Origin of the sequence: Saccharothrix sp. CB00851 (assembly GCF_001905065.1) — a bacterium.
Taxonomy (GTDB): Bacteria; Actinomycetota; Actinomycetes; order Mycobacteriales; family Pseudonocardiaceae; genus Actinosynnema.
Map to the genome: position 1 here is coordinate 30,366 of NZ_LWLC01000029.1, position 26,607 is coordinate 56,972.

The following is a 26,607-nucleotide window of genomic DNA, read 5'->3' on the forward strand; positions in this document are numbered from 1 at the left end:
ACTAGGCCGTCCGAACCCCGCGGATCGCCTCACGGGTGTCGCGCACGACGGCCAGGTCGCGGTGCCGCTCGGCCTCCTTGGCGAAGTCCTGCAGCTTGCGCACGACCCGCCCGGACGCCAGGCCCGCCGCCGTCGGCAGCACCTGCTGGATCAGCCCGCACGCCTCCTCGGGCTCACCCGCCACCATCTTCGTGCGGGCCAACCCGATGACGTCGAACGCCCGGTTGCGCACCCTCGCCGGGTCGCGCAGGTCGAGCGCCCGCCGGATGTGCGCCTCGGCCAGCGGCGCCTGCTTCGGGTCGTGCCCGGCCAGGTCGCGCATCCGGGCGCCGATGACCCCTTCCAGCTCCGCCTCGTCGAACGAGTCCAGCCACCACGGGTCCGAACCGGGCCGCCGCTGCGCGAAGCTGTCCTGCGCCTGCCCGACCGCCCGGTGGAACTCCCGCACCCGACCCATCTGGGCGTACGCCCACGCCTCCCGGGTCAGCAGGAGCGCCTGCAACGTCGGGGTGGCGTTGCGCCTCGTGCCGTACTGGCCCAGCTGGACCAGCTCTAAACCGTCCTCGGGCCTGCCCAGGTCGAACATCTGCCTGGCCATCGCCGCCAGGCACAGGGCCGCGAACGGGTCGTTGCGGCCCGCCTTCGCCATCCGCACCCCGAGCACGTAGTACCGCTGCGCGGCGTCGTGCATGCCCGCGTCCCACGACATGCTCGCCGCGACCTTGGACAGCTCGGCCCCGATGAAGAAGGCTCGTTCCGTGGTCGGGCCCGCCGGCGCGCGGGACAGCCGCTCGGCCAGCTCCTCCAACTGCCCGAGCACCGCCTTGCGCGCCAACCCGTACCCGCCCCGGCCGCCCCACCCGCGCAGCCCGTCGGCGACGCGCTGCAACGCCGCCAGTTCCTCCTCGCTGATCGCCGCGCTGGACGACCACTTGGACAGGGGCTGCAGGGGGTGCAACCACCGCTGCAACGGTTCGACCAGTGCGGGACCCATCGCCACCGCGGCGGCTCCGGTGAGCGCCGCTCGTCTGCTGATCGCCAAGTCGTTCCTCGCCGTCTCCTCGACCGATCTGGCAATGCTCGACGCGTCCCACGCCGCGGCGAGCACATCGGGCGGGGCGCCGCGATCGGCGTCCGCCTGGCTTGGGATTCCGACGCGGTCGAACCAGAGCCGGTCGGCCGGGATGCCGAGCACCCGCGCGAAGTGGCGCAGGCGGTCGATCCGGTCGATCGGGTTGTCACCGGTCTCGTACCGCGAGAGCTGCGCCTGGGAGATCCCCAGCCAGGACGCCAGGCGGTCTTGGGTGACGCGGCTGACGTGCTGGGGGTGGTGCCGGTAGGCGGCGAGGAGGGCACCCATGTTCCGGTCGGCGAACGCGGCAGCCATCGCCTGGTGGTCCCAGAAGTCCGCGGGTACCTCGGGTGGTCCGTAGAGCTCGGTCCGCGCGTTGCGGCGACAACGCTGGCAGAGCCGGTCGGTGTTGTCGGCGGCGATCAACGCCCCGCACGTCGGGCATGCGCGCCTGGTACTGGCTGCTCTTCGAGCTTTCCGTTCCATGGCTCGCTCCCGTCACTGAGCGTGCTCAACAGTGTATAGAGGTGTGATCAGGAGTCCATGCATTTCGTGCATAAGGCGGGGTAGGCCCCTGGTTGGGGACCGGGTGACGCCGAGTGGCGGATGAGCCGGATCCGCGCGGTGCATGGATCCGACCCGATAACGGTGTGGTGGAACGTCTCGATCGGCCGGACGCTGCGTGGTGTGCCAGTGCCGGGTCGACCCCGCGGCCCGCGCACACCGCCCACTCCACCCGACCGGGGAGGGACCTCCGCCGATGAGCATCACCGCCGCCACCACCGCAGACAACGGCCCTCGCTACGGGCCACGCGACCGCGCGCACCAGCAGGCACTCGGTGAGGCGATCGCCGGTTACCGGCTGCTGGGCTGGAAGGTGTCGGTGACCGAGCAGGGCGTGTTCCTGCCGCTCGGCCCCGCCACCACCGCCCTGGCCATGCCCGCCCGCATCGGCTCGCGCGTGCTGGCCGACCTCAAGGCCCGGATGCTCGCCGGCCCGGTCACCGTCATCCCGGGCCCGCGGGAGCACTGGATCTTCCTCGCCGAGTTGGTCGCCCTGCTGCCCACGCATTTGAAGGCGCCCGCCGAGGTCCAGTTCGTCCGCTCGCCGCAGCGCATCGCGCTGCCGCCCACGATGACCCGGTACGGGTCGCTGAGGTGGGCGAACCCGCCGTCGCACTCGCGGCACTGGTTCCCGCCGTTCACGGCGGTGCTGGCGCTGGCCCGCACGGCGGTGGCCAAGGACCAGTAGTGCCGCGACCGGCAACCTCCACCTCTTCCGGCGCTCGGCGGGGCGCCTCGCGGCACCGGCCCCACGCCCCCCGTCCGACCAGGATGAGGACGTGGGGCCGGCACCCCGATCCACCGTCCGACCGGCGGAACACGGGGCGAAGGCTGCCGGTCGCGGCCCTAGGCGAAGATGGGCGGGTGGACCGACGGACGCTGCTGTGCGGACTGCTCGCCCTGACCGCCTCCGCGCCCCTGGCTGGCTGCGGCACGGGTGCGCCGACGCGTCGGCCCGGCGTCGGCTCGGCCCGTGCGGGTGACCGGGTGGCCGGGCTCGCCGACGTCCCGGTGGGGTCCGGCGCGTTGGTCGATGTCGGCGGCGACGGCCAGTTGTTGCTGGTCAGGCCGTCGGAGTCGGAGGTGCGGGCGTTCCACCCGGCCTGTCCGCACCAGGGCACGACGGTGAACCCGCCCGCCGGCGGCACGATCAGCTGTCCCACGCACCGCAGCGCGTTCGACCCGACGACCGGCGCGGTGCTGTCCGGCCCGTCACCGCGGGGGTTGGCGGAGGTCGCGGTGACGGTGTCCGGGCCGGACGTGGTGCTTTCCTGAAAAATCCCGTCCCAAGGGCTGGGGTGTTGAACCCCGCTTCACGTGGTGTCGTATTGCCTGTGTGGCCGAACGACCACCCACCACGGACATAGCGGAGGACCTGCTTTGAGTTCAACGGAGAAGACCGGGCTGTCCCGTCGCTCGATGATGTGCGGCGTGCTGGTCGCGCTGGCGGTCCCGGGCGGCTTGGCCGCGTGCAGCAGCGGGTCGACCCCCACCGGCACCGGAACCGCGACCGGCGGCGCGTCGACGCCGGGCGGCGCCACCACCCCGGGCGGGCCGCCGATCATCGCGGCGCTGGCCGACGTGCCCGACGGCGGCGGCCTGATCGCCGGCAACCCGGCCAACAGCAAGCCGCTCGTGCTGGTGCGCACCGGCGAGACGGTCAAGGCCTACGACGCCTCGTGCCCGCACCAGGGCACCGCGGTGTCGCCGCCGGAGAACGGCGTGATCACGTGCCCGAACCACGGCAGCACGTTCAACGCCGCGGACGGCACGGTGACGAAGGGCCCGGCCACCACGGGCCTGACGGAGGTGCCGGTGAAGGTGCAGGCGGGCCAGGTCGTGCCCGCCTGAGGGCGCGCTCGGCCGGATCACCCGATCCGGCCGGGGCCGGTAGCAGACCGGGCCGACCCGGCGCGGGGTCGGTCTCGGCCGGCTTGTCGGTGGCTCCACGTACGCTTTGCGTGTGGCCGATCCGTCGACCTATCGCCCTGCGACAGGCACCATCCCCGAAGCACCCGGCGTGTACAAGTTCCGCGACGCGGGCGGCCGCGTGGTGTACGTCGGCAAGGCCAAGAGCCTGCGCCAACGGCTGAACTCGTACTTCGCCGACATCGCCGGCCTGCACCCGCGCATCCGGCAGATGGTGACCACCGCCGCGAGCGTCGAGTGGACCGTTGTCGGGACCGAGGTGGAGGCCCTCCAGCTCGAGTACAACTGGATCAAGGAGTTCGACCCGCGGTTCAACGTCCGCTACCGCGACGACAAGTCGTACCCGGTCCTCGCGGTGACGTTGAACGAGGAGTTCCCCCGCCTGCACGTCTACCGGGGCCCGCGCCGCAAGGGCGTGCGCTACTTCGGCCCGTACGCGCACGCCTGGGCGATCCGCGAGACGCTGGACCTGCTGCTGCGCGTCTTCCCGGCGCGCACCTGCTCGGCGGGCGTGTTCAAGCGCCACGGCCAGATCGGCCGCCCGTGCCTGCTCGGCTACATCGACAAGTGCTCGGCGCCGTGCGTGGGCCGGGTCAGCGCGGACGAGCACCGCGACATCGTGGAGGACTTCTGCGACTTCCTGGCCGGCAAGACCGACTCGATGGTGCGCCGGCTGGAACGCGAGATGACGGCCGCCGCCGAGGAGCTGGAGTTCGAGAAGGCCGCCCGCCTGCGCGACGACCAGGCGGCCCTCAAGCGGGCCCTGGAGAAGCAGGCCGTGGTCCTCGGCGACGGCACGGACGCCGACGTGGTCGCGTTCGCGCAGGACGACCTGGAGGTGTCGGTCCAGGTCTTCCACGTGCGCGGCGGCCGGGTGCGCGGCCAGCGCGGCTGGGTGGTCGACAAGGTGGACGAGACCGGTGTGACGGGCCTGGTGGACCAGTTCGTCACCCAGTTCTACGGCGAGCAGGTCGAGTCGGCCCAGGCCAGTGGGGTGGAGTCGGCGCCGGTGCCGCGCGAGGTGCTGGTGCCGGAACTGCCCGAGGACGCCGAGGCGGTGGAGAAGTGGCTCGCGGGCCTGCGCGGCGGCAAGGTCGCGTTGCGGGTGCCGCAGCGCGGTGACAAGCGGGCGCTCATGGAGACGGTGGAGCGCAACGCCAAGGAGGCGTTCCAGCAGCACAAGCTGCGTCGCGCGGGCGACCTGACGGCCCGGTCGGCGGCGCTGCAGGAGCTGCAGGAGGCGTTGGGCCTGGACACCGCGCCGCTGCGCATCGAGTGCACCGACATCAGCCACGTGCAGGGCACGGACGTGGTGGCGTCGCTGGTGGTGTTCGAGGACGGTCTGGCGCGCAAGTCCGAGTACCGCCGGTTCGCCGTGCGGGAAGGCGCCGAGCAGGGCGACGTCGGTTCGATCGCCGAGGTGGTGCGGCGGCGGTTCCAGGCCTACCTGCGTGACAACAAAGGCGACGCCGGTCCGACGCCCGGCATCGACCCGGAGACGGGCAAGCCGCGCAAGTTCGCGTACGCGCCGAACCTGCTGGTGGTGGACGGCGGCGCGCCGCAGGCGCAGGTAGCCTCCGACGTCTTGGCGGAACTGGGCATCACCGACGTCGCGGTGATCGGCCTGGCGAAGCGGCTGGAGGAGGTGTGGGTGCCCGGCGAACCGGACCCGGTGATCCTGCCCCGCACCAGCGAGGCCCTGTACCTGCTGCAACGGGTGCGCGACGAGGCGCACCGGTTCGCGATCGCCTACCACCGGCAGAAGCGGTCCAAGCGGATGACGACGTCGGCGCTGGACGACGTGCCCGGCCTGGGGCAGACGCGCAAGGCGGCGTTGTTGAAGCACTTCGGCTCGCTGAAGAAGTTGCGCGAGGCGAGCATCGAGGAGATCAGCGTGGTGCCCGGAGTGGGCCGGCGCACCGCTGAGGCCGTGCACGCGACGTTGGGCGCGGCCGGTACCGAAGTGCCATCGACGGAGTCGAAGACCGGACTGCGGGCGGCTGAGCCAGTAGTCGAACACTAACGGGAGTACTAGTGAGCGCACCGGCCGGCGAGAAGTCCGGCATCGAAGTCGCGGTGGTGACGGGCCTGTCCGGGGCGGGCCGCAGCACGGCCGCGAAGTGCCTGGAGGACCTGGGCTGGTTCGTGGTGGACAACCTGCCGCCCGAGCTGATCGCGACCATGGTGGAGCTCGGCGCGCAGGCCAGGGGTGCCATCACCAGGGTCGCGGTGGTGATGGACGTGCGCAGCCGTGCGTTCACCGAGGACCTGGCGGCGGTCATCAAGGACCTGGACGCGCGCGGCTACAAGCCGAAGGTGCTGTTCCTGGAGGCCACCGACGACGTGCTGATCCGGCGGTTCGAGTCGGTGCGGCGCGGTCACCCGCTGCAGGCGGACGGCAGGCTGGCCGACGGCATCGAGGCCGAGCGGATCCTGCTCACGCCGCTGCGCGAGGAGGCCGACCTGGTGCTGGACACCTCCGGGCTGTCCGTGCACCAGCTGCGGGCCAAGATCGAGGACACCTTCGGCACCGAGTCGGCGACCCGCACCCGCGTCACGGTGCTGTCGTTCGGCTACAAGTACGGCCTGCCGATGGACGCCGACCTGGTCATGGACGTGCGGTTCCTGCCGAACCCGTTCTGGATCCCGGAGCTGCGCGAGCAGACCGGCCTGGACGGCGACGTGCGCAACTACGTGCTCACGCAAGAGGGCGCGGAGGAGTTCCTGGACCGCTACCACGAGCTGCTGCGGCTCATCGGCGCCGGCTACCGGCGCGAGGGCAAGCGGTACCTGACGCTGGCGGTCGGCTGCACCGGCGGCAAGCACCGCAGCGTGGCCATCTCCGAGGAGCTGGCGGGCCGGTTGGCCAGCGAGGACGGCATGGCGGTCAAGGTCGTGCACCGGGACCTGGGACGCGAGTGAGCTTCAGAGCGGTCGCGCTGGGCGGTGGGCACGGGCTGCACGCCACGCTCACCGCCCTGCGCCGGGTGACCGACGACGTGACGGCCGTGGTGACGGTCGCGGACGACGGCGGCTCCTCGGGCCGGCTGCGCCGCGAGCTGGGCCTGCTCCCGCCCGGTGACCTGCGCAAGGCCATGGTGGCGCTGGCCGGGTCGGACGAGTCGAGCGCGTTGTGGTCGCAGCTGTTCCAGCACCGGTTCGGCGGCACGGGCGCGCTCGCCGGGCACGCCGTCGGCAACCTGGTGCTGGCGGGCCTGCTGGAGCAGCTCGGCGACCCGGTGGCGGTGCTGGAGGAGGCGGGCAGGCTGCTCGGCGTGCGCGGCCGCGTGCTGCCGATGTGCACCGAGCCGTTGTCGATCGAGGCCGACGTGACCGGGCTGGACGACGACGCCGACGTGGTGCGCCGCATCCGGGGCCAGGTCGCGATCGCCACCACGCCGGGCCGGGTGCAGCGGATCCGCCTCCACGGGCCGGGCGGTCCGGGTGAGGCGCCGCGCGGCTGCCCGCAGGCGGTCGAGGCGGTGCTGGCGGCGGACGTCGTGCTGCTCGGGCCGGGCTCGTGGTTCACCAGCGTGCTGCCGCACCTGCTCGTGCCCGAGCTGCACGACGCGTTGGTGCGCACCTCGGCGCGGAAGGTCGTCGTGCTCAACCTCGTCCCCCAACCGGGGGAAACCGACGGCTTCTCGCCGGAGCTGCACCTGGACGTGCTGTGCGCCCACGCGCCCGCGCTGAGGGTGGACGCGGTGATCGCGGACGTCGACGCGGTGCCCGTGCCGGACCGGCTGCGCAGGGCCGCCGCAGCTCTCGGCGCTGCCGCGCACCTGGCACCCATCGCGGTGACCGGCGCGCCGGACCGGCACGACCCGGCAGCGCTGGCGCTGAGCATCACCCGGGCGTTGGCAGGCCCTGGTGACGGGACCACCGGGGCGTCGAGTACAACCCTCCAGGAACAACGGACGAGCAGGGGAGGCGAGGCGCCGTGGCGATGACGTCGGCGGTGAAGGACGAGCTGAGCAGGCTGGCCGTCTCCAAGACCTGCTGCCGCCGCGCGGAGGTGGCCTCGCTCCTGCGGTTCGCGGGCGGCCTGCACATCGTGGGCGGCCGGGTGGTCGTGGAGGCGGAGCTGGACCTGGGTTCCACGGCGCGCCGGCTGCGGCGGGAGATCCACGAGCTGTACGGGCACCAGTCGGACGTGTTCACCATCACGTCCAGCGGGCTGCGCAAGGGCACCAGGTTCGTGGTGCGCGTGGTGAAGGACGGCGAGGGGCTGGCCAGGCAGACGGGTCTGCTGGACCCGCGCGGGCGCCCGGTGCGCGGCCTGCCCGCGCCGGTCGTGTCGGGTGGGGTGTGCGACGCGGAGGCGGCGTGGCGCGGCGCGTTCCTGGCGCACGGCTCGCTGACCGAACCGGGCCGGTCGTCGTCCATGGAGGTGACCTGCCCGGGGCCCGAGGCGGCGTTGGCGCTGGTCGGCGCGGCGCGGAGGATGGGCATCGGCTCGAAGTCGCGCGAGGTGCGCGGCGCTGAGCGCGTGGTGATAAGGGATGGCGACGCCATCGGCGCGATGCTGACCAGGCTCGGCGCGCACGACAGCGTGCTGGCCTGGGAGGAGCGCCGGATGCGCCGCGAGGTCCGCGCCACGGCGAACCGCCTGGCGAACTTCGACGACGCCAACCTGCGCCGCTCGGCCCGTGCCGCGGTCGCCGCCGCCGCCAGGGTGCAGCGGGCGCTGGAGATCCTGGGCGCCGAGGCACCCGACCACCTGGCCGCCGCGGGCGCGCTGCGCCTGGCGCACCGGCAGGCGTCGCTGGAGGAGCTGGGCCAGCTGTCCGACCCGCAGATGACCAAGGACGCCGTCGCGGGCCGCATCCGCCGCCTGCTGGCGATGGCCGACAAGCGGGCGAAGGAACTGGGCATGCCCGACACCGAGTCCGCGGTGACCGCGGACATGCTCGACGCCGAGGTCTGACCGTCTAGGGCAGACCCAGGGCGGCGACGAGCGGGTCGGCCAGGGACCGCACGTAGGTGTCGGTGAGGTGGTTGTCGCGGTAGACGACGACGTTGCCCACCACGGCCGGGCAGGTGTCGGCGCGGCAGATCCAGTCGGTGAGGTCGACCAGCCGCACGCCCGGCAGCCCGGTCGCGGCGTCGGCCAGCGGGTCGGTCGCCGAGCCGACGGCCTGGGCCCGCGGTGTGTCGCAGGCGGCCGGGTCGTCGGGGTGGCGTTCCAGGCAGGCCACCGCCGGGCGGCCCGGCCGGGGCAGTTCGCGGATCACGGCGACCGGGATCGCGGCGTCGGCCAGGGCGGTGAGCACGGTGCGGTAGCCGTCGACCATGTGGTCCGTCGACTCCCACGTCCACTTGAGGTCCGCGAGGTAGGACTCCGGCGACATGGCGGCGGTGACCACCAGGTCGGGCGCCAGGTCGAGGATGTGGTCGAGCTTCTTCAGGTTCTCGTCGGAGCACACGGTCAGCGGGGTGCCCGCCTCCGCCGGCGGCACGGTCGAGAACGGGCAGCCGTTGCGCACCATCAGGTGCACCTGCCACTGGCCGCCGCCACGTCGCGCGAACTCGGCCAGGACGGTGCTGAACTGCCCGGCGTGCGAGTCGCCGACGACGACCGCGGTCTTCGCGGCCCAGGGATCGCCGAACACGCACGACGTGAGCCCGTCGCCCAGGTCACGGATGACGCAGTCCTCGCGCGGCCGGTCCTCACCGGCCACGGCGGGCGGGGGCGCGAGCGGGACACCGGTCGGCACGGCGACCCGACGGGCCGGGTCGAGGGCCAGCGCGCCGGGGTGGTCGCCGACCGCCACCGGCTGGTCGCGCAACGCGGCCAGCGTCGACTTCGCCGACGCCCAGCCGCCTGAGGAGACCGCCACGGTCACCGCGACCATCACCGCGCCGATCCCGTACGTGGTGCGCCGGCGAACGGGCTTGCGCCGCCGGAACGGGTCCTCGACGAAGTGCTTGGACAGCGCCGCCAGCATCAGGCTCGCCGCGGCGGCGGCCACCACCTCGTACCGCTCCAGCGACTCGCGCCCGGTCACCTCCAGCAGGAACACGATCACCGGCCAGTGCCACAGGTACAGGCTGTAGGAGACGTCACCGACGTAGGTCAGCGGACGCACGCCGAGCACGCGGGCCAGCGAGTCGTCGCGGGCGACCAGCACGGCGGCCGTGCCGACCGTCGGCAGCGCCGCGATCCAGCCCGGGAACGCCATGGAGGTGGTGAACCAGAACGCGCTCGCCAGCACCGCGGCCAGGCCGCCCCACGCCAGCAGCAGGCGTGCCGTCGCCGAGAGCCGCAACCGGTGCAGGACCATCGCGGCCAGGCCACCGATCCCCAGCTCCCACATCCGGGTCGGCGTGACGAAGTACGCCGCGCCCGGGTCGACCGGCGTGTACCAGACCGAGAACGCGAACGACGCGACCGTGACGAGGCCGACCGCGACCGCGGCGTACCGCACCGGCCCGCCGCCCCGCCGTGCCGCCAGGACGGCCGCGGCCAGCAGCACCAGCGGGATGACCAGGTAGAACTGCTCCTCCACGGCCAGCGACCAGAAGTGCTGCACCGGTGATGCGCCGACAGTCGCGTGCCCGTAGTCGTTCGACAGCACGGCCAGCAGCCAGTTCTGCGCGTTGACCGCGGAGAACGCGACCTCCCGCAGCACGTTCGGCCACCGCGACTCGGGCAGCAGCGCGAACACCACCGCCGTGACGGCCAGCAGCACGACGGTGGCGGCGGGCAAGAGCCTGCGGATGCGCCGCGCGTAGAAGTCGAGCAGCCCCACCCGTCCGGTGCGCCGGAGCTCGCCGGTGAGCGTGCCGATGATCAGGAAGCCCGACAGCACGAAGAAGACGTCGACGCCGACGAAACCACCCGGCAGCCACTCGGGGCGCAGGTGGTACACCACGACCAGGCCGACCGCCAACGCCCGCAGGCCCTGGATGTCGAGCCGGACGGTGGGGCGGTCGACGGCGCGGTCGGGTGCGAGCGACGGTTCATCGGTCACCAACGCCACTACGCACCGCCACAAGTCGCAGGAAAAAGCGGCGCAGCTTAACCCGACCGTGTAACGATCGACGCCCTCCGTTCAGGGCAGTGTGACGATCCCGTCGAACTTCTTGCCCGGGTACCACGGCTTGCCCAGCACGTCGGCGAAGCCCGGGATCGACTCCATGTGCCGCACCATCCGCTGCCGCGTCCGCTGGTCCGGCAGGGCGCCGACCATGGCTTGCAGGTTGTCGTCCACGTGGTCCGGGTTGGTGGTCGCGGGCAGTGCGCACGTCACCGCCGGGTGCGCCAGCACGTACTTCAGGAAGAACTGGGCCCACGTGCGGGCGCCGAAGTCGGCGGCGAAGGACGGCAGCGGGCGGTCCCGCACCAGGTCGTGCAGCCTCGCCTTCTCCAGCGGCATGTTGACCAGGACCGCCGTGCCCCGGTCGGCGGCGAGCGGCAGCAGGCGGTCCTCGGCGGCGCGGTTGCGGATCGAGTAGCCGATCTGCACGAAGTCCAGGTCGGCGTCCCGGACGAACTGCTCCACGATCGGGTAGTAGGCGGGTACGTGGTGGGTGACGCCGAGGTACCGGATGCGGCCCTCGGCCTTCCACTGGCCTGGGCCGCGACCGCTTCGGCCGCGCGTTCAAAGCCGCCACCGGCACCTCGCCGCACCGCTACGTCACCCAGCGCCGGGTCGAACGCGCCGCCGAGCTCCTGGCCCGCACCGACCTCCCGATCGCCGAGATCGCCCTCCGGGTCGGCCTGGCGAGCCAATCTCGCCTGACCACCGTCTTCCGCACCGCGATCGGCGCCACCCCCCACACCTACCGCACCACCCACCGCCCCTGACCCCCGCGCGTGTCCAACCTCCAGAACGCGCGTGTCCTACGTTCAGAACGCGAGAGTCGTACGTTCAGAACGCGAGAGTCGTACGTTCAGGACCCCTGAATTCAACGCTCGGACCCTCGCTGTCCGTCACGGAGCGCGCACCCTGCACCCGGGCACCGAGCGTCATAGGCTGGGGGTCGGGTGGGCCCCGGCCCCGAGGCACGGTCCAGCCGCACTCCGGGGTCACGAACCCCCGGTCCCCGAGTTACCGTCAGGTAACAAGCCGGTCAAGCTGGATTTTCTTGTTCGATAAAGAGATGCTGGTGGTCCACGTGACCAGGGACGCAGGCCGGAGGCTAGGCTGACTCCCGGCTGCCTGGTCAGCCCATGACTGCACGCCCCTGGCGGACAACGCCAGTCGAGTACCGAGGAGACTCACCGTGACGGTTCGCGTAGGTGTCAATGGTTTCGGCCGCATCGGTCGCAACTTCTGGCGCGCCGTTCAGGCCAGCGGGCACGACATCGAGATCGTCGCCTTCAACGACCTCGGTGACGTCAACACCATGGCCCACCTGCTCAAGTACGACTCGATCCTCGGCCGCCTCGACGGTGAGGTGACCGTGACCGACGAGGGCATCGCGGTCGACGGCAAGGTCATCAAGGCCCTGGCCGAGCGCGACCCGGGCAAGCTGCCCTGGAAGGACCTCGGCGTCGACGTCGTCGTGGAGTCGACCGGCTTCTTCACCGACGCCTCGGCCGCGCGCAAGCACGTCGACGAGGGTGGCGCGAAGAAGGTCATCATCTCCGCCCCGGCCAAGGGTGAGGACCTCACCGTGGTGCTGGGCGCGAACGACGACCAGTACGACGGCTCGCAGACCGTCATCTCGAACGCCTCGTGCACCACGAACTGCCTGGCCCCGCTGGCCAAGGTGCTGCACGACAGCTTCACCATCGAGCGTGGCCTCATGACCACGATCCACGCCTACACCCAGGACCAGAACCTGCAGGACGCGCCGCACAAGGACCTGCGCCGCGCCCGTGCCGCCGCGCTGAACATCGTGCCCACCAGCACCGGTGCCGCGAAGGCGATCGGCCTGGTCCTGCCCGAGCTGAAGGGCAAGCTCGACGGCTACGCCCTGCGCGTGCCCGTGCCCACCGGCTCGGCCACCGACCTGACCGTCACCGTGGGCCGCGAGGTCACCGTGGACGAGGTCAACGCCGCCTACAAGGCCGCCGCCGACGGCCCGCTGAAGGGCTACCTGCGCTACAACACCGACCCGATCGTGTCGGCCGACATCGTCACCGACCCGGCGTCGTGCATCTACGACGCGCCGCTGACCAAGGTCATCGGCAACCAGGTCAAGGTCGTCGGCTGGTACGACAACGAGTGGGGCTACTCCAACCGCCTCGCCGACCTGGTCAACCTCGTCGCCAGCAAGCTCTGAGCGAAAACGGGTCACTCGCTGTGAAGACTCTCGACGATCTGCTCAGCGAGGGTGTCTCGGGTCGGCGCGTCCTGGTGCGCGCCGACCTGAACGTCCCCCTCGACGGCGACCGGATCACCGACGACGGCCGCGTCCGCGCGTCGGTGCCCACCATCAAGGCGCTCGTGGACGCGGGCGCCCGCGTCCTGGTCGCCGCCCACCTGGGCCGCCCCAAGGGCGAGCCCGACCCCAAGTTCTCCCTCGCGCCCGTCGCCGTGCGGCTCGGTGAGCTGCTCGGCCAGGAGGTCGAGATCGGCACCGAGACCGCCGGTGACGGCACCGTCGTGCTGCTGGAGAACATCCGCTTCGACGCCCGCGAGACCAGCAAGGACGACGCCGAGCGCGCCGCCCTCGCCGACGAGCTGGCCGCCAAGGCCGACGCGTTCGTCTCCGACGGCTTCGGCGTCGTGCACCGCAAGCAGGCGTCGGTCTACGACGTGGCCAAGAAGCTCCCGCACTACGCGGGCGGCCTCGTGCTGGCCGAGGTCGAGGTGCTGCGCAAGCTCACCGAGGACCTCCAGCGCCCGTACGTCGTGGTGCTCGGCGGCGCGAAGGTGTCCGACAAGCTCGGCGTCATCAAGAACCTGCTCACCAAGGTCGACAAGCTCCTCATCGGCGGCGGCATGGCCTACACGTTCCTCAAGGCCCAGGGCCACGAGGTCGGCCGCTCGCTGCTCCAGGAGGACCAGCTGGAGCAGGTCAGCGGCTTCCTGAAGGAGGCCGAAGAACGCGGCGTGAAGCTCGTGCTCCCCGTCGACGTGCTCGCGGCCACCGAGTTCGCCGCCGACGCGTCGTACGAGGTCGTGCGCACCGACGCCATCCCGGCCGACCGGGAGGGCCTCGACATCGGCCCCGAGACCCGGGAGCTGTTCGCCGCCGAGCTCGCCGACGCCAAGACCGTGTTCTGGAACGGCCCGATGGGCGTGTTCGAGTTCGAGGCCTTCTCCGGCGGCACCCGCGCGGTCGCCGAGGCGCTGGTCAAGAGCGACGCGTTCACCGTGGTCGGCGGCGGCGACTCGGCCGCGGCCGTGCGCGCCCTCGGCCTGCCCGAGGACGGGTTCTCGCACATCTCCACCGGCGGTGGGGCGTCCCTGGAGTACCTCGAGGGCAAGGAACTGCCCGGCGTGTCTGTGTTGGAGGCGTGATGGCTCAGCGTCAGCCCCTCATCGCGGGCAACTGGAAGATGAACCTCAACCACCTCGAGGCCATCGCCCTGGTGCAGAAGATCGCCTTCTCCCTGCCGGAGAAGTACTTCGCCAAGGTCGAGGTCGCGGTGCTGCCGCCATTCGTCGACATCCGGTCCATCCAGACCCTCGTCGACGGCGACAAGCTGCTGCTCAAGTACGGCGCGCAGGACCTCTCGCCGCACGACTCGGGCGCCTACACCGGTGACGTGTCCGGCCCGATGCTGGCCAAGCTCGGCTGCTCCTACGTCACCGTGGGCCACTCCGAGCGGCGCGAGTACCACGGCGAGGACGACGCCACGGTCAACAAGAAGGTCAAGGCGGCGCTGAAGCACGGTGTCACCCCGATCTTCTGCCTGGGCGAGCAGCTCGACGTCCGCGAGGCCGGCGGGCACGTCGAGCACTGCACCGAACAGCTCGTCGCGGGGCTGAAGGGCCTCACCGCCGAGCAGGTGCGCGACGTGGTCGTGGCCTACGAACCGGTGTGGGCGATCGGCACCGGCAAGGTCGCCTCGTCCGCGGACGCGCAGGAGGTGTGCGCGGCCATCCGGGTCAAGCTCGCCGAGCTCTACGGCGAGGACGTCGCTTCGGCCGTTCGAGTGCTTTACGGCGGCTCGGTCAAGTCGGGCAACATCGCCGAGTTGATCTCGCAGAAGGACATCGACGGCGCCCTTGTCGGTGGTGCGAGCCTGGATTCGGACGAGTTCGCCAAGCTGTGCGCGCTCGCCGCGGGCGGACCTCTACCCTGATGTGATTGACACGCACTCCACCCGCGGTGGTCCACGGTCGGCAGTCGACCGGGTACTCTGTGGCGTCACCTGCCTGACAGCGAGGAAGAAATGATCCTGTTCCTTCAGATCCTGCTGATCGTCTCCAGCCTGCTGCTCATCCTGCTCGTGCTGTTGCACCGCGGGCGCGGCGGCGGTCTGTCCTCGTTGTTCGGCGGCGGCATGCAGTCGAGCCTGTCCGGCTCCAGCGTCGTCGAGAAGAACCTCGACCGGCTGACGTTGTTCGTCGGCGCGATCTGGGTCATCGCGATCGTGGGCGTCGGGCTGCTGATGAAGGTGAACTGACACAGGTGACAGGTCGGCGGGCGCCGACGGCGTCGGCCGACACGGACACAGGGAAACCACGTGGTGGGGGTGTGAGGGTCGATGGCTGGTGGTAACGCGATTCGCGGTACCCGCGTCGGCGCAGGCCCGATGGGCGAATCGGAGCGCGGCGAGTCCGCGCCCCGACGTCGGGTGTCGTACTGGTGCGCGAACGCGCACGAGTCCCGGCCGTCGTTCGCGGTCGAAGCCGAGATCCCGGAGAACTGGGACTGCCCCCGGTGCGGTCTGCCGGCCGGGCGCGACGAGCAGGCTCCGCCTGCTCCGCCGCGCAACGAGCCGTACAAGACGCACCTGGCGTACGTGAAGGAGCGGCGCTCCGACGCGGATGGTGAGGCGATCCTCGAAGAGGCGCTCACCAAGCTGCGCAAGCAGCGCGAAGAGCCCTAGCCGGGTTCGGGCGAGAACACCACGACGGCCCCCGCGGAACTCCCGCGGGGGCCGTCGTGCGCCTAGGCCTTCCTGGTGAACACGCCGGCGAACTGGCGGCGGACCAGGATCGCGCCCACCAGCAGGAAGAACACCAGGATCACCAGGGTGGACGTCGTGCCGCCGGTCGAACTGGTCAACGCCACGTCCACGCTCCCGACCAGCACCACACCGCAGTCCGCGCGGATCACGTGGCGGCCCGGCTGGATCGTGGTGAACTCGACCCTGGTGCTGAACGTGCCCGAACCGTCCGCCTTCGCCGTGCCCACCGCCTCGCCCAGCGAGCTGAGCCGCACCGGCGAACCCGGGTCGCAGCCCGTGCCGGTCGCGGTCAACGGGTCACCCGGCTGGATGTTGTCCTTGTCCAACGTCAGGGCGCCGTCACCGTCGAACGGCCCCGTCGTGGTCGACGCGGGGCTGTCCGTCGCGGTCGTGGTGGTGGTGGTGGTAGTCGTCGTGGTCGTCGGCTGCGTGGTCGTGGTGCGCGGCGGGCGGGTGGTGGTAGTCGTCGTGGTCACCGGGGGAGCGGTCGTCGTGGTGATCCGCGGCGGGGTGGTGGTCGTGGTCGGCCTCGCCGTCACGGTGAAGCCGTCCGTCGGGTTCGACGTCGCCGCGCACACCGGCCGCGCCGTGACCCGGTGCCCGCCCACCCCCGCGTCCGACGGCACCGTCGCCGTGCCGGAACCCGCGCCCCGACCCGTGTGCCTGCCGGTGCCGATCACCCGGCCGCCGTCCCACAGGATCTGCACGGTGTAGTCCGAGCAGTCCGGGTCGAGGTACACGCCGGTCCAGCTGAGCGTGAACGTGGTACCCGGCGGTCCGGAATCCGGGTTCGCGGTCGCGACGCCCTGCGGCTGCGCCGATACCGGTGCCGCTACGAGCACCGTAACGGCATAGGCCAAGGCACCGAGTAGAGCTAGTGTTCCTGCCGATCGCATCCCGACTCCCGGACCAGTCCGCTACCCACCGATGAGGTGCCCTTGTGAGACGCATTATGAGCAGCGTCGGTTTACTGCTCCTGTGCGGGATCTTCCTCGGCGTCGCCCCCGCGCACGCCGCCGGGGACGCGGTCACCATCGACGCCACGGTGGACGGCACCCCGGTCGGCGAGGACGAGTTGCTGCTCGACCCGTCCGGCTCCTCCCGCATCACCGTGACCGTCCACAACGGAACGGACACCGTGCGGCACGTCAAGACGATCCGGCTGTCCGGCACGGCGCTCGCGCTGACGTTCTTCTCCTACGACACGACCGTGCCGTTCGACGTGCCCGCCAAGGAGAGCGTCACGCGCGGTTTCGTGCTCGACCTCGGGCAGCTCGGCACCCAGGCCACCGGCCTGCTGCCCACCGAGCTTGAAGTGCTCGACACCAACCGCGACGTGATCGCGTCCATCGGTGTGACCGGTGACGTGCGCGGGTCGCTGTGGTCGGTGTACGGGGTGTTCGGGCTGGCCGTGTTCGGGCTGACGCTGTTGGCGTGGACGGGTGCGCTGTTCGCACTGGCCCGCCGCCGGCTGCCCGCGAACCGGTGGCAGCGGGCCATGCGGTTCCTGCCCGCCGGCGTCGGCACCGGGCTCGTCGCGGTGATCTCGCTGTCCGTGCTGCGGGTCATGGCGCCGTCACCGGCCGCGGAGATCCCGTTCATCCTCGGTGCGGCGGCCGCGGCGTTCGCCCTGGGTTACCTGACGCCGCACCCGGACGCGGACGACCTGCGCCCGCCCCCGACCGATCCGGAGAGCACGCAGCGGATCACCCGGCCGTTGCCCGGCGGTGTCGCGTGACGGTGTCGGCGAACGTCGTCGCGGCGCTGCCGCAGTACGACATCGGCGCGGAGATCGGGCGCGGCGGGATGGGGGTCGTGTACGCGGCCGTGCACCGGCCGTTGGGGCGGGCGGTGGCGGTGAAGCGGCTTCCCGGTGTGCTGGCTTCGGACGAGCGGATGAGTGCGCGGTTCGCGCACGAGGCGCGGCTGCTGGCGCGGCTCGACCACCCGCACATCGTGCCCGTGTACGACTACGTCCAGGACCACGGCGAGCACCTGCTGGTGATGGAGAAGCTCGACGGTGGCACGGTGTGGTCGAAGTTCACCGGTTCAGGTGTCACGCCTGCTTCTTCGTGTGCTCTCGGCTTGGCGATGCTGTCCGGTCTGCACGCCGCGCACGGTGCCGGGGTGCTGCACCTGGACGTGAAGCCGAAGAACCTGCTGTTCACCGCCGGTGGGGTGCTCAAGGTCGCCGATTTCGGGATCTCGCAGGTGGTCAGCGAGGGGGCGACGCTCGTGACGCACGGTGGGCAGGTGCTCGGCACGCCCGCGTACCTGTCGCCCGAACAGGCGCTGGGCAACCCGCTGAGCCCGGCGGCCGACGTCTACGGTGCGGCGACCGTGCTGTACGAGCTGCTGAGCGGCCGGCTGCCGTTCGACAGCGGCGGCGGGGCGTTGGCGATGATCCAGCGTCACGTCTACCAGCAGCCCCGACCCCTGATCGAAGTACCAGACCCACTCGCCCGAGTGATCATGCGGGGGATTGAACGCGACCCGCAGGTCCGGTACCGCAACGCGGAGACGTTCGCCGTCGACCTGGCGGGTGCGGCGGCTGAGGTCTTCGGCCGGGACTGGCTGCTGCGCCTGGGCACTCCCGTCCACCTGACCCCGCAAGTCGCCGCCGCCGGCACCCGCCCCGCCACCGGCCCTTCCGTGCCGCGCGAGACCCTCGACATCCCCGTCCGCGCGACCCTCGTTGACGCCCCGTCGACCCCCGTGCGGCTGGGCTCGCAGACCCTGGTCCCCGCCGCCCAGGTCCTGACCCAGCCGAAACCGGCCCGCTGGTTCGCCGTGGCCGCGGCACTGGCAGCGGCCCTGATGATCGCCCTCCCGCTCACCATCCCCGACCGCGACCTGCCGGTGCACCAAGCCGACCTGAGCAAGCCGTTCACCCTGGGCGAGGGCAACCCCACCACCGCCCGCCTCACCGTGACCGCGGTCGGCATCACCCTGGCCGACGTCCCCGCCTCCACTCCCTCCACCGCCGGCACTGCCGGCTCCGACGCCCCTGCCAACCCCGGCCCACCGCTGACGTTCGAACTGCCGGGCGCGAGCCGCTGGATCGTGGGCGGCGCCGCCGTGGCGACCGTGACGGCCGACGGCAAGTCCACCGACTACTCCCTCCAACCGATCACCCACCCGGTGATCAGCATCATGGGCGCGGGCAGCGCCGTGCTGCTGCTGTTCACGCTCGCCTACCTGGAGTCGATCTTGCGCTCGCTGCGGCGGCGGCGTCACTCGGGCACCGGGGCGGTCGTCGTAGCGGCACCGCTGGGCTTCGGGCTCGGCGTGGCGGTCTGGCTCCTGCCGTCCGTCCTGCTGCGCCACACACCCGACCTCTGGCCGGCACTCGTGTGCGGCGGGCTGGGCGCAGTAGCGGCCGTGTGCACCGCCGTGGCCACCCGGCGGTCGGCAACGGCTCTGCGCTGACAGCCGCCCACCGGTGCCCTGCCGCCGCTGCCCACGGCTGCCCCGCGGCCGCCGGCCGCGATCCGCGCGCTGTCCGCGATCCGTGCCCACCGCTGGGCGAGGACCGGGGCGCCGCCATGCCGCCGCTGGACTCGGTGCCGGCCGCTGAGCCGGGAGGCAGGACGCAGCCGTGCCGTCGCCGGCCGCCGTGCCGGGGCGCTCCCGCGCGGCCGCCGGCCGCCGTGCCGGGGCGCTCCCGCGCGGCCGCTGGCCGCGATCCATGCCAGCCGCTGGGCCCAGGGCCGGAGCGCCGCCTAGATTCGGCGCCAGCCGCGAGGGCGAAGGCGGGACACGGCCGTGACACCGCTGGACTCGGTGCCGGCCGCTGGGCCGGGGCCGAGGTGCTGCCGTGCGGCCGGTGGCCGGGAGCCCAATGCCCGGCCGGGCTGCTGGGCTGCTGGGCGACCGTTGGCCGCTGACCAGCGTGCCTGCGCCCGGGCGGTCTGCGTGGCGCTGCGCGGCCGGCCTGACTCGTAGCCGTTGCCGTTCTGTCCCTTGGCTCACCGGTCCCGGCGGTGCCGGTGCCGGCCGTTGGCCGGTGCCGGAAGCCTCACCGGTGCCCCGCGGTGGCCGCTGGCCCGATCCGGTGCTGGGCGTGCCTGGCCTGCTACGGCTCCGGGCCCGCGGTGGTCCGTGACCGCCGCGATCCGTGCCCCGTGGAGGCTGGGGCTTTTCCTCGTTCGCCCGGTGGCGGGTGGGGGCGAGGGTTGGTCGGCGGTCCTCGTTGTTTCAACCGACGTTTGAGGTTGAGAATAACATTGTTTTGGTTGGTGGTTGTTTGATGATCACCCGATAGTGTGACCGGGGTGGTCAGGGGTCGAGGGTTCTGACCAGGGGGAACGTTACCTTGACGGCGAAGCCGCCGTTGTCGGTCGGGCCTGCTTCCAGCTCACCGTCCAGCAACGCCGCGCGCTCCCGCAGCCCCACCAAACCATGACCGCCGCTGGGCAACGTCGCACCGTCCACCGAACCCTCCGGCGCCTCGTTGCGCACCTCCACCCGCAGTTGGTCGGCATCGGCGACGACCAGAACCGCCGTCGCCGCCCCGCACGCGTGCTTCCGCACGTTGGTCAACGCCTCCTGCACCGTCCGGTACGCGGCACCCGACACCGGTGCCGGCAGGTCGGCCACCGGGCCCTGCACCGTCAGGGTCGCCGGGATCCCGGCGGTGCTCACCAGCTGCGGCAGGTCTTCGATCCGGGGTTGGGGCGAGTCGTCACCACTGGTCGTCCGCAGCACGCTCACCAGCTGCCGCAGCTCGTCCAACGTCCGCGTGCTCAGCATCCGGATCGTCCCGGCGACCTGCTTCGCGTCCGGATCGGCCGCGGCCATCCTCAGGGCGCCCGCCTGCATCGCGATCAAGCTCACCTGGTGCGACACGACGTCGTGCATCTCCCGCGCCAACCTGGCCCGCTCGTCCGCCCGCACCGCGTGGGCGTGCAGCATCCGCTCCCGCTCCCGGCTCGCGGCCAGCTCGGCGATCCGCGCCGACAGCTCCTCCCGCGCGTGCGCCAGCAACCCGATCGCGATCGGCATCCCCGCGACGATGCACCCGTAGATCGCGTTGTGCACGTGCGTCTTCCAGTCCAACGCCACGAACTCGTCCGGCGGCCACACGAAGAACCGGCTCAGCCACACCAACCCGGCCCCGATGTAGGTCTGCACCGACAACAGCTTCCGCCGGGCCAACGTGCCCAGCGCGATCATCGCCGCCAACTGCGCCCACCCGGCCAGGAACCCGGGCACGGTGACCAGCACGACCAGGAACGGGAACCGCCGGCGCAACGCCACCGCCGCCACCGACACGACCGACAGCACGTAGTTGTACCGCTCCGCCTCGGGCACGACCCGCAGCCACACGTCCAGCGCCGCGATACCGACGGCCGCCGCGTCGAACGCCAGCTGCCTGTGCCGCCCGAGCAGGCGCCCCAGCAACCGCTCGAACCCCCCGGCGAAGGCAGCACGCGACACCCGTTCGGTCGGAACGCCGTTGACCCGACCGCTCGGCAGCCTCTCGACAGCGTTGCCGGCCAGGGTTCGACCTCCTGTGTCAGCCGTCCGCCGGTCCTCACCGTACTGCGCTGTCATCACGCTTGGCATGACCCGCCTTTCCGTCCCGACGTGCCTCGATCCACCCGCTCACCCTTCGAGATGCTGTGATTACCCGAAAGGGACGCCCGGCGCCGCACAAAATTGCGAGCGCGAACGTCCGCTCACCGGACAACTTGCGTGGTGGCCGGCTCCGAGTGTGCCAAGTCACCCGGAAGGCACTCGGGAACGCCGACTGCCGCCGTGCCCGGGAGGGCGACGGCGGCAGCGGAACCGCAGCGGTCAGGCCGACGGTGGGGTGAGCGGGTCCGGCACCTCGGCGGCGGCCGCCGAGTCGAGCAGCCACAGGGTGCGCTTACGACCGCGAGCACCCGCGGCGGGCAGTCGCACCTCGTCCTCGTCGGTCAGGCCGCTGGCCACGGCGGCGGCCTTGGCCGCGCCGGTCGTCATCAGCCACACCTCCTGCGCCGCCTGGATCGCGGGCAGCGTGAGGCTCACCCGGGTCGGCGGCGGCTTGGGGCAGTCGCGCACCGCGACGACCGCGCCTTCCCGCTCCAGCACCGCGGGCGACTCGGGGAAGATCGAGGCCACGTGCCCCTCCTCCCCGACACCGAGCAGGCACACGTCGAACGACGGCACGGAGCCATCCGGGCCTCCGGAGGCGGCCAGCACGTCGGCGTACGCCGCGGCGGCCGCTTCCGGGTCGTCGCCGAACCGCCCGTCCGACGGCTCCATCACGTGCACGCGCTCGGCGGGCACCGGCACGTGGTCCAGCAACGCCTCCCGCGCCTGCGTCTCGTTGCGCTCCGGGTGCCCGGCGGGCAGGAACCGCTCGTCGCCCCAGTACAGGTCGATGCGGGTCCAGTCCACCGCGTCCCGGGCGGGCGTGGCGCGCAGGTGCTCCAGCACCGCGATGCCGGTCCGGCCGCCGGTCAGCACCAACGACGCCGAGCCGCGCGCGGTCTGCGCGTCGACCAGGCTGGTGACCAGGCGGGCGGCCGTGGCGGCGGCCAGCAGGTCGCCGTCACGGTGCACCACCACCTCGGGCCGGCTCACGAGCCTGCCTTCGCCTTGGCGCCCGCCTTCGCGGAACCGGACTTCGCCGACTTGGCCGCGCTCGACTTGGCCCCGTCCGACTTCGCGACGGTCGACTTGGCCGCGGTCGACTTCACCGCCGCCGACTTGGCCGCGGTCGGCTTCGGCGCGGCGGCCCGGCGAGCGGCGGCCTTCGCGGGCTTGGCCTCCACCTGGCCGTCGACCGCGGCGCCGTCCACCGCAGCGGTCGGCTCGATGTCCGCAGCCTGAACGCCGGGACCACCGTCGGACTTCGCCTTGGCCGCGCCGGCACCAGCACCCGACGCGGCCCGTGCGGGCTTGCGCGCCGCGGCGGCGGCCTTCGGCGTGGTCCGACCGCGCACGACCTTGCCCAGCGACCGCAACGCCGCCTCGTACACCTCGTCCGGGTCGAGCCGGCGCAGCTCCTCGGCCAGGCAGTCCCGCACCTGGCGGCGCTGCAACGCGACCCGCCGCTCCGGCTGGCCCGGCTGGGTCAGCGTGCCGACCCTGCCGTCCGGCCGCGACAGCTCCACCACACCGGACCGGCGCTCCAGCCGCACGTCCACGATGCCCTCACCGCTGGCGGCCTTCGCCCGCTTCACCGGCACCCGCAGGCACCCGGCCAGCCACGCGGCCAGCAGGTCGGTCGACGGCGAGTCGCTCTCACCGCTCACCTCGGCCTCGGTGACCTTTTCGTACGGCGGCAGGTCGAACGCCGACGCGAGCATCGCCCGCCACAGCGTCAACCGCGTCCACGCCAGGTCCGTGTCGCCGGGCGTGTAGCCCGCGCGACGCTGCTCCAACGCCTTGATCGGGTTCTTCTCCGCCGCCGCGTCGGTGATCCGGCGCTGCGCGAGCTGCCCGATCGGGTCCTGCGCGGGCACGGCGGGCGCCTCGTTCGGCCACCACGCCACCACCGGGGTGTCCGGCAGCAGCAGCGGCACGACGCACGACGCGCCCTCGTTGGCCAGCTCGCCGTACAGGCGCAGCACGATCACCTCGGACGCGCCCGCGTCACCGCCGACGCGGATCTGCGCGTCGAGCCGGGGCGCGGCCTTGCGGGCACCGCGCGCCACCACGATCACCCGGCACGGGTGCTCGCGGCTGGCGTCGTTCGCGGCGTCCACGGCCTCCTCGGTCTTGGTGCCGTCGTCGGTCACGATGACCAGCGTCAGCACCCGGCCGAGGGTGACCGCGCCACCCTCCTCGCGCAGCTGCACGAGCTTGCTGTTGACCTGCGACGTGGTCGTCGAGGGCAGGTCGATGATCACGGACGCCTCCAGTGCCTGCCGGTGCGGGCCAGCATCTCGTCCGCTGACGCGGGGCCCCAGGTGCCTGCCTTGTACTTCTCGGGCGCGCCGTGGCGGGCCCAGTGGTCGAGGACGGGGTCCAGGATCTCCCAGGACAGCTCCACCTCGTCGTTCTTCGGGAACAGCGACGGCTCGCCGAGCAGCACGTCCAGCAGCAGCCGCTCGTAGGCCTCGGGTGACGACTCGGTGAACGCGTGGCCGTAGCCGAAGTCCATCGTGACGTCCCGGACCTCCATCGAGTTGCCCGGCACCTTCGACCCGAACCGCATGGTCACGCCCTCGTCCGGCTGCACCCGCACCACCAGGGCGTTCTGCCCCAGCTCCTCGGTGGCGGTGTCGTCGAACGGCAGGTGCGGCGCGCGCTTGAACACCACGGCCACCTCGGTGACGCGGCGGCCCAGGCGCTTGCCGGTGCGCAGGTAGAACGGCACACCGGCCCAGCGGCGGGTGTTCACCTCGCACGTGATGGCCGCGTAGGTCTCGGTGACCGAGTCCTTGGCGAAGCCGCCCTCCTCCAGCAGGCCGGGCACCTTCTGCCCGCCCTGCCAGCCGCCGGTGTACTGGCCGCGGGCGGTGGTCTCGTCGAACGGCCCGATCGCCTTGGTCGCGGAGAGCACCTTGACCTTCTCCGCGCGCAGGTCGCTCGGCCGGAACGACACCGGCTCCTCCATCGCGGTCAGCGCGAGCAGCTGGAGCAGGTGGTTCTGGATCACGTCCCGCGCCGCGCCGATGCCGTCGTAGTAGCCCGCGCGACCACCGAGGCCGATGTCCTCGGCCATGGTGATCTGCACGTGGTCGACGTAGTTGGCGTTCCAGATGGGCTCGTAGAGCTGGTTGGCGAAGCGCAGCGCCAGGATGTTCTGCACCGTCTCCTTGCCGAGGTAGTGGTCGATGCGGAACACCGACTCCTCGGGGAAGACGTCGTTGACGGTCTTGTTGAGCTGCTTGGCGCTGGCCAGGTCGTGGCCGAACGGCTTCTCGATGACCACCCGCCGCCACTGGTCGGGCTTGTCGGTCGGCGGCGTGGCCAAGCCGGCGCGCTTGAGCTGGTTGACCACCGTGGTGAACGCGCTGGGCGGCACCGACAGGTAGAACGCGTGGTTGCCGCCCGTGCCGCGGTCGCGGTCCAGGTCGGTCAGGGTCGCGGCGAGCGCGTCGAACGCCGCGTCGTCGTCGAAGGTGCCCTGCACGAAGCGGATGCCCTCGGCGAGCTGGTCCCAGACCGCCTGCCGGAACGGCGTGCGCGCGTGCTCCTTGACGGCGTCGTGCACGACCTGCATGAAGTCCTGGTCGGCCCAGTCGCGGCGGGCGAAGCCGACGAGCGCGAAGCCCGGCGGCAGCAGGCCGCGGTTGGCCAGGTCGTAGATGGCGGGCATGAGCTTCTTGCGCGACAGGTCACCCGTCACGCCGAAGATCACCAGGCCGGAGGGCCCGGCGATGCGGGGCAGCCGCTTGTCCCGGGGGTCCCGCAAGGGGTTGCGCTTGGTGGGCGCGGTCACGAACCGTCCTCCTGAATGGCCTCGACGAGCTGCGCGAGCCCGGCGACGCGGTCGGTCAGGTGCAGCCGCAGCACCGGGCGACCGCGCTCGGCGAGCACCTGGCCGTCACCGAGCGCCTGGGCCAGCTGCAACGTGCTGAGGTCGTACGGCCTGCCCGGCACGTCCAGGCTCTCCTCGGACGCACCGGTCAGCTGCAGGAACACGCCGTTCTGGTGACCGCCCTTGTGGTACTGGCCGGTCGAGTGCAGGAACCGCGGCCCCCACCCGAACGTGGTCTGCAGGTGTGAACGCTGCGCCAACTCCGGGCGAACGAGGGCGAACGACGCGTCGTCGACCCGGTCCAGGTAGGCCTGCACGGACAGGTAGCCGTGCTCGGGCGCGGCGGCGACGAGCGCCCGCAACGCCTCGGCGACCGTCTTCACGTCCGCGGGCAGCCAACCCTCGCTGGGGTAGGCCTCGATCGGACCGTCCACGAAGGCCGGTTCGGCGGTCGACGCGGCGGGGGAGTCCAACAAGGACCGGGCCGCCTTCTTCGCCGCCTCCACGTCGGGCTGGTCGAACGGGTTGATCTCCAGCACCCGGCCCACCAGCGCGGTCGCGTACTCCCACACCAGGAACTGCGCGCCGAGCGAGCCCTCCACCGACAGCGTGGACGAGCCGGTGGCCGGTCCGATCGCGACGGTCGTGGCGTCACCGCCCGCGTCCACGAAACCGGGCGCGCCGGGACCTTCGACCACCACGGGCAGCAGGCCGGTGCCGTTCTTGCCGGTCGACTCGGCGATCAGCTGCTCGGCCCAGTCGCCGAACCCGGAGATGCCGGAGCCGGTGTCGGCGAACACGATCTTCTCCGCGCCGTGCGCGTGCGCCACCGCGAACGTGGCCGCCAGCACCACCGCCGGGTTGTCCGGCGAGTCGGCCGACACCAGCGGCGCGGCCGACGCCGCCTCGTCCAGCAGCTTGCCGACGTCCGCGCCCGCCAGGCCCGAGGGCACCAGGCCGAACGCGGTCAGCGCCGAGTACCGGCCGCCGACGTGCGGGTCGGCCAGGAACACCTTGCGGTAGCCCGCTTCCCGTGACGCGGCCTCCAGCGGCGAGCCCGGGTCGGTCACCACGACGATCCGCGACGCCGCGTCGATGCCCGCGGCCGTGAACGCGGCCTCGAAGATCCGCCGGTGGCTGTCGGTCTCGACGGTGCCGCCCGACTTGGACGACACCACCACGACCGTGCGCTTCAGGTCGCCCGCCAACGCCTCGGCCACCTGGCCGGGGTCGGTGGTGTCGAGCACGACGAGCGGCACGCCCGCCGTGCCCGTGATCACCTCGGGCGCCAGCGACGAGCCGCCCATGCCGGCGAGGACCACGCGGTCCACGCCCTCGGCGAGCAGCTCGTCGCGCAGCGCGGTGATCTCCGCGACCAGCGGGCGGGACGTCTCGTGCAGTGTCGTCCAAGCCAGCCGGATCGACGCCTCGGGCTCCGCGTCGGGACCCCACAGCGTGGCGTCGCCTGCGGTGAGCCTGCTCGGAGCCGAATCACCGACCAGGTCGCCGATGACGGTGTCGACCTGGTTCTGGTTCGGCGTGCGGACGATCTCCACGGAGATCACCTCGGTCATCTTCAGTACC

At 72.2% G+C, this 26,607-nt stretch carries 23 protein-coding genes and 1 pseudogene; 15 read left to right on the top strand and 9 right to left on the bottom strand.

The features are described 5' to 3' along the window. Position 1 precedes the first annotated feature (1 nt). Positions 2 to 1,498: a helix-turn-helix domain-containing protein gene (locus tag A6A25_RS26660; RefSeq protein WP_241828929.1), complete on the bottom strand. Its 1,497-nt coding sequence runs from the start codon at positions 1,496 to 1,498 to the stop codon at positions 2 to 4. Positions 1,499 to 1,832: 334 nt separating this feature from the next. On the opposite strand from A6A25_RS26660, the gene A6A25_RS26665 reads away from it, so the two are divergent. The 7 genes from A6A25_RS26665 to whiA all read left to right on the top strand — a co-directional run bounded on the left by A6A25_RS26665 (position 1,833) and on the right by whiA (position 8,492). Continuing rightward, a complete protein-coding gene (locus tag A6A25_RS26665; RefSeq protein ID WP_073894610.1) occupies positions 1,833 to 2,324 on the top strand; it encodes a hypothetical protein in 492 nt (163 codons plus the stop codon). A 176-nt stretch (positions 2,325 to 2,500) separates the two neighbouring features. Further along, positions 2,501 to 2,911: a Rieske (2Fe-2S) protein gene (locus A6A25_RS26670; RefSeq protein ID WP_073894612.1), complete on the top strand. Its 411-nt coding sequence runs from the start codon at positions 2,501 to 2,503 to the stop codon at positions 2,909 to 2,911. Between the two features lie 105 nt (positions 2,912 to 3,016). Then, positions 3,017 to 3,487, top strand: coding sequence for a Rieske (2Fe-2S) protein (locus tag A6A25_RS26675; RefSeq protein ID WP_083668706.1), 471 nt, complete (start codon positions 3,017 to 3,019; stop codon positions 3,485 to 3,487). Positions 3,488 to 3,599: 112 nt separating this feature from the next. Beyond that, positions 3,600 to 5,588 carry an excinuclease ABC subunit UvrC gene (uvrC, locus tag A6A25_RS26680; protein ID WP_073894614.1) on the top strand — a complete coding sequence of 663 codons (1,989 nt, stop codon included), beginning with the start codon at positions 3,600 to 3,602 and terminating at the stop codon, positions 5,586 to 5,588. A 41-nt stretch (positions 5,589 to 5,629) separates the two neighbouring features. After that, entirely contained in the window at positions 5,630 to 6,487 is an 858-nt protein-coding gene (gene rapZ, locus A6A25_RS26685; protein WP_073894770.1) for an RNase adapter RapZ, read from the top strand. After that, positions 6,484 to 7,515, top strand: coding sequence for a gluconeogenesis factor YvcK family protein (locus A6A25_RS26690; RefSeq protein ID WP_073894616.1), 1,032 nt, complete (start codon positions 6,484 to 6,486; stop codon positions 7,513 to 7,515). The genes rapZ and A6A25_RS26690 overlap by 4 nt, the downstream gene beginning before the upstream one ends. After that, positions 7,506 to 8,492 (top strand): DNA-binding protein WhiA, encoded by a 987-nt coding sequence (whiA, locus tag A6A25_RS26695; RefSeq protein WP_053721404.1) that lies wholly within the window; start codon positions 7,506 to 7,508, stop codon positions 8,490 to 8,492. The genes A6A25_RS26690 and whiA overlap by 10 nt, the downstream gene beginning before the upstream one ends. Positions 8,493 to 8,496: 4 nt before the next feature. Here the strand turns inward: whiA and A6A25_RS26700 are convergent, their stop codons facing one another. Together A6A25_RS26700 and A6A25_RS26705 are read right to left on the bottom strand one after the other, a co-directional pair. Further along, positions 8,497 to 10,539 carry an acyltransferase family protein gene (locus A6A25_RS26700; protein WP_241828930.1) on the bottom strand — a complete coding sequence of 681 codons (2,043 nt, stop codon included), beginning with the start codon at positions 10,537 to 10,539 and terminating at the stop codon, positions 8,497 to 8,499. A gap of 81 nt (positions 10,540 to 10,620) precedes the next feature. After that, positions 10,621 to 11,121 (bottom strand): annotated as a pseudogene (locus A6A25_RS26705) (aldo/keto reductase); the annotation flags it as partial. 20 nt (positions 11,122 to 11,141) lie between these two features. Here A6A25_RS26705 and A6A25_RS26710 point away from each other — a divergent pair. From A6A25_RS26710 to A6A25_RS26735, 6 genes are all read left to right on the top strand, one after another. Then, positions 11,142 to 11,375 (top strand): helix-turn-helix transcriptional regulator, encoded by a 234-nt coding sequence (locus A6A25_RS26710; RefSeq protein ID WP_083668711.1) that lies wholly within the window; start codon positions 11,142 to 11,144, stop codon positions 11,373 to 11,375. 419 nt (positions 11,376 to 11,794) lie between these two features. Then, positions 11,795 to 12,799 carry a type I glyceraldehyde-3-phosphate dehydrogenase gene (gene gap, locus A6A25_RS26715; protein WP_073894620.1) on the top strand — a complete coding sequence of 335 codons (1,005 nt, stop codon included), beginning with the start codon at positions 11,795 to 11,797 and terminating at the stop codon, positions 12,797 to 12,799. A 20-nt stretch (positions 12,800 to 12,819) separates the two neighbouring features. Continuing rightward, on the top strand, positions 12,820 to 13,983 hold the full coding sequence (locus A6A25_RS26720; protein ID WP_198932873.1) for a phosphoglycerate kinase: 1,164 nt from the start codon (positions 12,820 to 12,822) through the stop codon (positions 13,981 to 13,983). Then, positions 13,983 to 14,771: a triose-phosphate isomerase gene (gene tpiA, locus A6A25_RS26725; RefSeq protein ID WP_073894622.1), complete on the top strand. Its 789-nt coding sequence runs from the start codon at positions 13,983 to 13,985 to the stop codon at positions 14,769 to 14,771. Before A6A25_RS26720 ends, tpiA begins: the two co-directional genes overlap by 1 nt. Positions 14,772 to 14,861: 90 nt before the next feature. After that, positions 14,862 to 15,095, top strand: a complete 234-nt coding sequence (gene secG / locus A6A25_RS26730) for a preprotein translocase subunit SecG (protein ID WP_073894624.1) — start codon at positions 14,862 to 14,864, stop codon at positions 15,093 to 15,095. An 81-nt stretch (positions 15,096 to 15,176) separates the two neighbouring features. Beyond that, positions 15,177 to 15,521 (top strand): RNA polymerase-binding protein RbpA, encoded by a 345-nt coding sequence (locus tag A6A25_RS26735; RefSeq protein WP_015103628.1) that lies wholly within the window; start codon positions 15,177 to 15,179, stop codon positions 15,519 to 15,521. Between the two features lie 62 nt (positions 15,522 to 15,583). Here the strand turns inward: A6A25_RS26735 and A6A25_RS45810 are convergent, their stop codons facing one another. Further along, a complete protein-coding gene (locus tag A6A25_RS45810; RefSeq protein ID WP_241828931.1) occupies positions 15,584 to 16,444 on the bottom strand; it encodes a hypothetical protein in 861 nt (286 codons plus the stop codon). Positions 16,445 to 16,542: 98 nt separating this feature from the next. On the opposite strand from A6A25_RS45810, the gene A6A25_RS26750 reads away from it, so the two are divergent. Together A6A25_RS26750 and A6A25_RS26755 are read left to right on the top strand one after the other, a co-directional pair. Further along, positions 16,543 to 17,340, top strand: coding sequence for a hypothetical protein (locus tag A6A25_RS26750; protein WP_143193438.1), 798 nt, complete (start codon positions 16,543 to 16,545; stop codon positions 17,338 to 17,340). After that, the gene (locus A6A25_RS26755) at positions 17,337 to 19,031 is read left to right on the top strand and encodes a serine/threonine-protein kinase (RefSeq protein WP_073894630.1); all 1,695 of its coding nucleotides are present in this window, start codon (positions 17,337 to 17,339) and stop codon (positions 19,029 to 19,031) included. Before A6A25_RS26750 ends, A6A25_RS26755 begins: the two co-directional genes overlap by 4 nt. An 849-nt stretch (positions 19,032 to 19,880) precedes the next feature. On the opposite strand, the gene A6A25_RS26760 is transcribed toward A6A25_RS26755, so the two are convergent. The 5 genes from A6A25_RS26760 to A6A25_RS26780 all read right to left on the bottom strand — a co-directional run bounded on the left by A6A25_RS26760 (position 19,881) and on the right by A6A25_RS26780 (position 26,597). Next, positions 19,881 to 21,158, bottom strand: a complete 1,278-nt coding sequence (locus A6A25_RS26760; RefSeq protein WP_241828932.1) for a sensor histidine kinase — start codon at positions 21,156 to 21,158, stop codon at positions 19,881 to 19,883. A gap of 243 nt (positions 21,159 to 21,401) precedes the next feature. Continuing rightward, positions 21,402 to 22,175: a 6-phosphogluconolactonase gene (pgl, locus tag A6A25_RS26765; RefSeq protein ID WP_073894633.1), complete on the bottom strand. Its 774-nt coding sequence runs from the start codon at positions 22,173 to 22,175 to the stop codon at positions 21,402 to 21,404. After that, positions 22,172 to 23,446 (bottom strand): glucose-6-phosphate dehydrogenase assembly protein OpcA, encoded by a 1,275-nt coding sequence (gene opcA / locus A6A25_RS26770; protein WP_073894635.1) that lies wholly within the window; start codon positions 23,444 to 23,446, stop codon positions 22,172 to 22,174. Before opcA ends, pgl begins: the two co-directional genes overlap by 4 nt. Continuing rightward, a complete protein-coding gene (zwf, locus tag A6A25_RS26775) occupies positions 23,443 to 24,984 on the bottom strand; it encodes a glucose-6-phosphate dehydrogenase (protein ID WP_073894638.1) in 1,542 nt (513 codons plus the stop codon). The genes opcA and zwf overlap by 4 nt, the downstream gene beginning before the upstream one ends. Beyond that, a complete protein-coding gene (locus A6A25_RS26780) occupies positions 24,981 to 26,597 on the bottom strand; it encodes a glucose-6-phosphate isomerase (RefSeq protein ID WP_143193440.1) in 1,617 nt (538 codons plus the stop codon). The genes zwf and A6A25_RS26780 overlap by 4 nt, the downstream gene beginning before the upstream one ends. Between the last annotated feature and the right edge of the window lie 10 nt (positions 26,598 to 26,607).

Coding starts and splice junctions, on each gene's coding strand:
- A6A25_RS26665 (WP_073894610.1), top strand. CDS start 1,833: ATGAGCATCACCGCCGCCACCACCGCAGACAACGGCCCTCGCTACGGG.
- tpiA (WP_073894622.1), top strand. CDS start 13,983: ATGGCTCAGCGTCAGCCCCTCATCGCGGGCAACTGGAAGATGAACCTC.
- secG (WP_073894624.1), top strand. CDS start 14,862: ATGATCCTGTTCCTTCAGATCCTGCTGATCGTCTCCAGCCTGCTGCTC.
- A6A25_RS26735 (WP_015103628.1), top strand. CDS start 15,177: ATGGCTGGTGGTAACGCGATTCGCGGTACCCGCGTCGGCGCAGGCCCG.
- A6A25_RS26760 (WP_241828932.1), bottom strand. CDS start 21,158: ATGACAGCGCAGTACGGTGAGGACCGGCGGACGGCTGACACAGGAGGT.
- A6A25_RS26780 (WP_143193440.1), bottom strand. CDS start 26,597: ATGACCGAGGTGATCTCCGTGGAGATCGTCCGCACGCCGAACCAGAAC.